Genomic DNA, 7,127 nt, shown 5'->3' on the forward strand with positions numbered 1-7,127 from the left:
ACAACGGCGAGGACCCGAACATGACGCTCGAGGAGGCCTCGGCCCACCCGAAGGTGCTCGCCGAGGTGCAGAGCGCCATCGACCACGGCAACAAGTACGTCTCCCGGGCCGAGTCGATCCGCAAGTTCGTGATCCTGCCGACCGAGTTCATCGAGGCCAACGGCCACCTCACGCCGAAGATGAGCATCAAGCGCGACAACATCCTGCGCGACTTCGCCGGTGAGATCGCGAAGCTCTACGGCGACAACCCGCAGACGGAGGCGGTCAGCGTCGGCAAGTAGTCGCCGCGCGCAGCGCGGAGGGGCGGTGACCGGTCGCACCGGTGGCCGCTCCTCCGCGCTCATCGGCTCCTCCGGTCATCCAGCGCGAGCTCTCGGCGGAAGCCCTCGTCAGCGCGGACGTCAGAACCAGGCCGACTGGCGGATCCGTCGCATCGCCTCGCCGCGCGCCTCGCGGTCCAGACGGTTGATGTAGAGCTTGCCGTCGAGGTGGTCGCACTCGTGCTGCAGCGCCTGTGCGAGCAGGCCCTCCCCCGAGATCACGACCTCGGCGCCGTCGAGATCGATCCCCCGCACCGTCGCCCGCGGGTAGCGCATCACCTCGAACCAGAGGTCGGGCACCGAGAGGCAGCCCTCGCCGGTCGGCACGGGGTCCCCCTCCAGCGCCACGATCTCGGGGTTGATGACGTAGCCGACCTCACCGTCGATGTTCAGGCTGAAGGCGCGCTGGGTGTGGCCGATCTGGGTCGCGGCGAGACCGGCGCGGCCCTCCATGTCGACGGTCTCGCAGAGGTCGGCGATCAGCGCTCGCACGCCCTCGTCGATCTCCGTCACGGGGTCGCACACGGTGCGCAGCACCGGGTCGCCGAACAGTCTGATCTCTCGAATGGCCACTGGCAGTCCTTCCCGTCGTCCTGCGCGCGGCGAAGCCGGTCATGCTGCGCGAGCGGAGTGAGTCGCCGTACGCAGGATCCATGTCGTCGTCACCATGGATCCTGCGATCCGCTTCGCGGCCGCAGGATGACGCATCCTGCCGGCGCAGATCTATCAGCCTACGCGATGGTGGCGATGAGGTCGCCGGCTTCGAGGGAGCGGGTGCCGGTGAACACGATGCGTTCGATGGTGCCGGTGATGGGTGCGGTGATCGCGGCTTCCATTTTCATGGCCTCGATCGTGGCGACGGGTTGGCCGGCCTCGACGGTGTCGCCGACGGCGGCCTTCATGGTGACGGTGCCGGAGAAGGGGGCGGCGACGTGGCCGGGGATGGTGCGGTCGGCTTTCTCGGCGACGGGGGTGTCCACGGCGACGTGCTCGTCTTTCACGAACACCTGCCTGAGCTGCCCGTTGACGCGCACCATGACGGTGCGCACGCCCTTGTCGTCGGCTTCGCCGATGGCTTCGAGTCCGACGTAGAGGCGGATGCCCTTCGCGAGGTCGATGGCGTGCTCCTGCCCGGCCTCGAGGCCGTACAGGTAGTCGGGGGTGTCGAGCACGGACAGGTCGCCGTACTGCTCGCGCGCCTGCTCGTACTGGCGGGTGGGTTGCGGGAACAGGAGCCGGTTGAGTGCGGTCCGGCGTTCCTGACTGCTGCCCGCGAGCGCGGCTTCGTCGTCGGCGGTGAGGGGGGCGACCTGAATGTTCACGTCGCGTCCGGCGAGCACCTTCGAACGGAACGGTTCGGGCCAGCCGCCGGGGATCTCGCCGAGCTCGCCCGCGAGGAACCCGACGACGGAGTCGGGGACGTCGTAGCCTGCGGGGTTCGCCTCGAAATCGTCCGGGTCGGCGTCGACGGCGGCCAGGTGCAGGGCGAGATCGCCGACGACCTTGGACGAGGGGGTGACTTTCGGGATGCGGCCGAGGATGCGGTCCGCGGCGGCGTACATGTCCTCGATCTTCTCGAAGTTCTCGGCGAGGCCCAGCGCGATGGCCTGCTGGCGCAGGTTGGAGAGCTGCCCGCCGGGGATCTCGTGCGTGTACACGCGGCCCGTGGGCGAGGGCAGGCCCGACTCGAACGGCCGGTACAGGCCCCGCACCGCATCCCAGTAGGGTTCGAGGGCGTACACGGCGTCCGCGTTCAGTCCCGTGTCGCGGTCAGTGTCCGCGAGGGCGGCCACGAGCGCGGACAGCGACGGCTGGCTGGTGGTGCCCGACATCGGCGCCGATGCCGCATCCACCGCGTCCACGCCCGCCTGCGAGGCGGCGAGGAGGGTGGCGAGCTGCCCGCCCGGCGTGTCATGGGTGTGGAGGTGCACGGGCAGCTCGAAGCGCTCCCTGAGCGCGGCCACGAGCTTCGCCGCAGCCGCGGGACGCAGGAGCCCGGCCATGTCCTTGATCGCGAGGATGTGCGCGCCCGCCTCCACGATCTGGTCGGCGAGGCGCAGATAGTAGTCGAGGGTGTACTTGTCCTCGGCCGGGGAGAGCAGATTGCCGGTGTACGCCATCGCGACCTCCGCGACGCCCGTCCCCGTCTCCCGCACCGCATCGATCGCGACCCGCATCTGCTGCACGTCGTTGAGGGCGTCGAAGATGCGGAACACGTCCACGCCCGTCGCCGCGGCCTCCCGCACGAACGCGCGCGCCACGTCAGCCGGGTAGGGCGTGTACCCGACCGTGTTCTGGCCGCGCAACAGCATCTGGATCGGCACGTTCGGCAACGCCTCCCGAAGAGCCGCGAGCCGTTCCCACGGATCCTCGCCCAGGAACCTGAGCGCGACATCGTAGGTCGCGCCGCCCCACGCCTCCACCGACCACAGCTGCGGGGTGAGCCGCGCCACGTACGGGGCGACCCGCACCAGATCCCTCGTCCGCACCCGCGTCGCGAGCAACGACTGATGCGCGTCCCGGAACGTGGTCTCGGTCACCGCGAGCGCCGTCTGCTCCCGCAGGCTCCTGGCATACCCCTCCGGCCCGAGCTCGAGCAGCCGCTGCCGGTAACCGTCCGGGACGGGCTGCGCGAGATCCGCCGCCGGCAGCTTCGCCGCGGGATCGATCGCGCCGGGACGCGCCCCGTACGGCTGGTTCACGGTCACGTTCGCGACGTGCTGCAGCAGACGCGTCGCACGATCCTTGGGCTTGTTCATCTGCAGCAGCTCGGGCCGCTCCTCGATGAACGACGTCGCCACATCACCCGCCTGGAACGCGGGATCGGCGAGCACGGCCTGCAGGAACGGGATGTTCGTCGCCACCCCGCGGATCCGGAACTCCCCCAGCGCCCGCCTGGCCCGCACCACCGCATCCTCGAAATCACGGCCCCGGCAGGTCAGCTTCGCGAGCATCGAATCGAAGTGCGGGCTGATCTGCGCCCCCACATTGATCGTGCCGCCATCGATCCTGACCCCGCCGCCGCCCGGCGAACGATACGCCGTGATCCGGCCCAGATCCGGACGGAACCCGTTCGCAGGATCCTCCGTCGTGATCCGGCACTGCAGCGCCGCCCCCCGCAACTGGATCCGATCCTGCGTCAGATCCAGATCCTCGAGCGTCTCCCCCGCCGCGATCCGCATCTGCGAACGCACCAGATCCACATCCGTGACCTCCTCGGTCACGGTGTGCTCCACCTGAATACGCGGATTCATCTCGATGAACACGTGCTCCCCCGCACGCTCCCCCTCGGTGTCCAGGAGAAACTCCACCGTGCCCGCGTTCTCGTACCCGATCGACCGCGCGAACGCGATCGCGTCCCGCGTCAACTCCGCCCGCTTCTGCGCAGACAGATTCGGCGCCGGCGCGATCTCCACGACCTTCTGATGCCGCCGCTGCACCGAGCAATCCCGCTCGAACAGATGCACCGTCGCACCCGTCCGATCCGCCAGCACCTGCACCTCGATATGCCGCGGACGCAGCACCGCCTGCTCGATGAACATCGTCGGATCCCCGAACGCCGACTCCGCCTCCCGCATCGCCGACTCCAGCGCGTCGCGCAGATCCTCCTCGCGCTCCACGCGCCGCATCCCGCGGCCTCCGCCACCGGCCACCGCCTTCGCGAACACCGGGAAGCCGATCTCCCCAGCCCCCACGATCAACGCATCCACATCCGTCGTCGGCGGCGTCGACCGAAGCACCGGCACCCCCGCCCGAATCGCATGCTCCTTCGCCGCGACCTTGTTCCCCGCCATCTCCAAAGCCTCACGCCCCGGACCGATGAACCGGATCCCCGCCGCCTCCGCAGCAGCCGCCAACCCCGGATTCTCCGACAAGAACCCGTACCCCGGATAAATCGCATCCGCACCCGACTCCACCGCAACACGCACGATCTCCGCAACATCCAGATACGCGCGCACCGGATGCCCCACCTCACCGATCAGATACGCCTCATCCGCCTTCAACCGATGCAACGAATTCCGATCCTCATACGGAAACACCGCCACCGTCAACGCACCCAACTCATGCGCCGCACGAAACGCACGAATCGCGATCTCACCACGATTGGCAACCAGAACCTTCTTGAACACGCGGAATACTCCTCTTGTCATCAGTGATCAGCGGCTGCCCAGGCCGGAATATCGTTCGATATCAAGATACATGGTAGCCATTCCCGAGGAGGCACGGAGCCCCGCGGCGCCGAGCCCCGGACGCGGACCGGACCCGCCGGGACGGACGGCCGGAACCGGCGAAGACGGAGGAGCTTCTCCATACACCAGCTGGAGGGGTCCATAATCCCCGCCCGATCGGCCACTTACGCCCGAAACACGGGCCCCACTAGGGTTGTCGCAACCTGCGCGGATCGTCACTGTCGACTCCCCGGGGCCACCACTCACCCATCTCCGTTCGAAGGATGCCATGAACATCACCAGACCGAAGAGCGGCGTGCCTGCGCGCCGCTCCCTCGCAGGAGCGGCAGCACTGACGCTCGCAGCGGGGCTGCTCGCGCTCCCTGTATCCCCCGCCTTCGCCGACGAACCCGTCGACGGTGCTCGCACCTCCGGCGACGCCATGTTCCCGAACGTCGGGAACGGCGGCTACGATGCGCTCGACTACGACGTCGCCATCGCGTGGTCGCCCGACGAGACCCAGCCCGGACCTCCCCCGTCCGGCCCGCATCTCCTCGCGGGCAGCATCTCGGCGGCGACGACCACGATGACCGCCACCACGTCCGGGCAACTGCGCTCGTTCTCGCTCGATTTCGAGGGTATGGAGATCGACTCCGTCCTCGTCAACGGAGAGCCCGCGGAATGGACGCGCGACATCGACGCGGCGTCGATCAAGTACAAGCTCATCGTCACGCCCGCAGCGCCGGTGAGCGGCACCTTCACCACTACGATCGCCTACCACGGCAAGCCCGTGGCCCACATCGACGCCGACGACTCGCAGGAGGGGTGGAGCGCCACCACCGACGGCGCCGTACTGCTCGGGCAGCCCATCGGCATGATGGCCGGCTACCCCCACAACAACACCCCGGCCGACAAGGCGACCTACACCTTCACCGTCGACATCCCGAGCCAACTGTCGACAGCGACGGGCGCGGGGACCTCAGCCTCGGCAGTCGTCAGCAACGGCGAGCTCGTCTCGCGCACGGCGTCAGAAGACGGACAGCGCACTACGTGGAAGTGGCGCCAGAACGAGCAGATGGCGTCCGAACTCGCAGTGATCGGCATCGGGCGCTACGACATCATCGAGGGCGAGATCACCCTCACGGACGGCCGTGTCATCCCGAGCTGGTCGTTCATGGACTCGACCCTCTCGACGGCGAACAAGACGACGATCACCAACCGCGTCGCCCAGCTGCAGACGTTCACGCAGAACCTCGAGAAGGTCTACGGCCCCTATCCCGGCAACAGCACGGGGGTGATCGTTGACACGGTTCCCAGCGCCATCAACTACGCGCTCGAGACGCAGGACCGCTCGTTCTTCCCGTCCGCGAGCTCCGTCGGCGGCAACACGCTCATCCACGAGCTCGTGCACCAGTGGTACGGCAACAACGTCGCGCCGAGCACCTGGACCGACATCTGGATCGGCGAGGGCATGGCCACCTGGGGGCCGACCCACTACAACAGCGCTGCCGGCTTCGGCAGCGGCAACTCCACCGAGCAGACCTACTTCAACTCGTGGAACAACACCGCGCCGACGAGCGCCAACTGGAACATCCCGCCGGGCGCGCAGACCAGCTCCGCAAGCCTGTACGGCTACCAGACCTACACCCGCAGCGCGCAGTTCTGGGAGGCGCTGAAGATCGCCATCGGCGACGAGGCCTTCTTCCAGCTCGTGCCCGAGTATCAGGCGCGCTACGGCGGGCAGAGCGTCGCGAACGCGCAGCTGAAGGCGCTCGCCGAGGAGCTCTCGGGTCATGACCTCACCGCATTGTGGGAGGACTGGATCCTGACCCCGGGCAAGCCGGCCTGGCCCGAGAAGCTGACCGCGAAGATCACCACCCCGGATCGCGAGGAGGCGCTCGAGCGCGGCGACGAGGTCGAGTACACGCTCACCGCGACGAACACCGGGCGGATCCCGCTCGCGACGTCGGTGGTGTCCGTCGATGCGGCCTCCCTGCTCGACAGCGCGACGCTCGAGGATCCGCTGCCCGAGGGCGTCACGCTCGACGGCACGACGCTGTCCTGGGCCGTGCCGGCGACCGCGACGACGGCCGACGCCTCGGTGTCCTTCTCGGCGACCGTGCGGGACACGGCCTCGGGCGGCACGATCGACGCGACCGCACGCGTTGCGACCCTCGGCGGCACCTGCACCGAGTGCTCGACCTCGCTCGCCGTGACCGAGTACGAGCTGGATCCCGCGCCGAAGCCGACCGTCTCGGGCGAGGCGCGCGTCGGAGAGACGCTCACCGCCGGCACCGCCGGTTGGCCCGAGGGCACGTCGTTCGCGTACCAGTGGGCCGTCGGCGGACAGCCGGTGACCGGTGCGACCGCCTCGACCTTCGTCATCCCCTCCGGCGCCGTCGGCAAGACCGTCACCGTCGCCGTCACGGGCTCGAAGGACCGCTACCTGCCGACCTCGGCGACGAGCGATCCGACCGCGACCGTGCAGAAGGCGAAGCCGCAGCCGGCGAAGGATCCGTTCCGTGATGTGTCGAGGTCGGCGAAGTTCTCGCGGGAGATCAATTGGATGGCGGAGCGGGGTCTGTCGACGGGCATCAGGAAGACCGATGCGTCGGGCGGGGTGTACTTCGTGTACGAG

The 7,127-nt window shown here is 68.7% G+C and carries 3 protein-coding genes and 1 pseudogene; 2 read left to right on the top strand and 2 right to left on the bottom strand.

Annotation, left to right across the window (positions count from 1 at the left end):
- Positions 1–281, top strand: a pseudogene (locus tag ACWKZU_RS00840) (long-chain fatty acid--CoA ligase); the annotation flags it as partial.
- Positions 282–401: 120 nt separating this feature from the next.
- Here the strand turns inward: ACWKZU_RS00840 and def are convergent.
- Both def and ACWKZU_RS00850 read right to left on the bottom strand, forming a co-directional pair.
- Positions 402–893: a peptide deformylase gene (def, locus tag ACWKZU_RS00845; protein WP_449280501.1), complete on the bottom strand. Its 492-nt coding sequence runs from the start codon at positions 891–893 to the stop codon at positions 402–404.
- 158 nt (positions 894–1,051) lie between these two features.
- Positions 1,052–4,450, bottom strand: coding sequence for a pyruvate carboxylase (locus ACWKZU_RS00850; RefSeq protein ID WP_449280502.1), 3,399 nt, complete (start codon positions 4,448–4,450; stop codon positions 1,052–1,054).
- 328 nt (positions 4,451–4,778) lie between these two features.
- Here ACWKZU_RS00850 and ACWKZU_RS00855 point away from each other — a divergent pair.
- A partial coding sequence (locus ACWKZU_RS00855; RefSeq protein WP_449280503.1) for a M1 family aminopeptidase occupies positions 4,779–7,127 on the top strand: 2,349 nt, incomplete at its 3' end.

The organism is Leucobacter sp. (assembly GCF_053528595.1).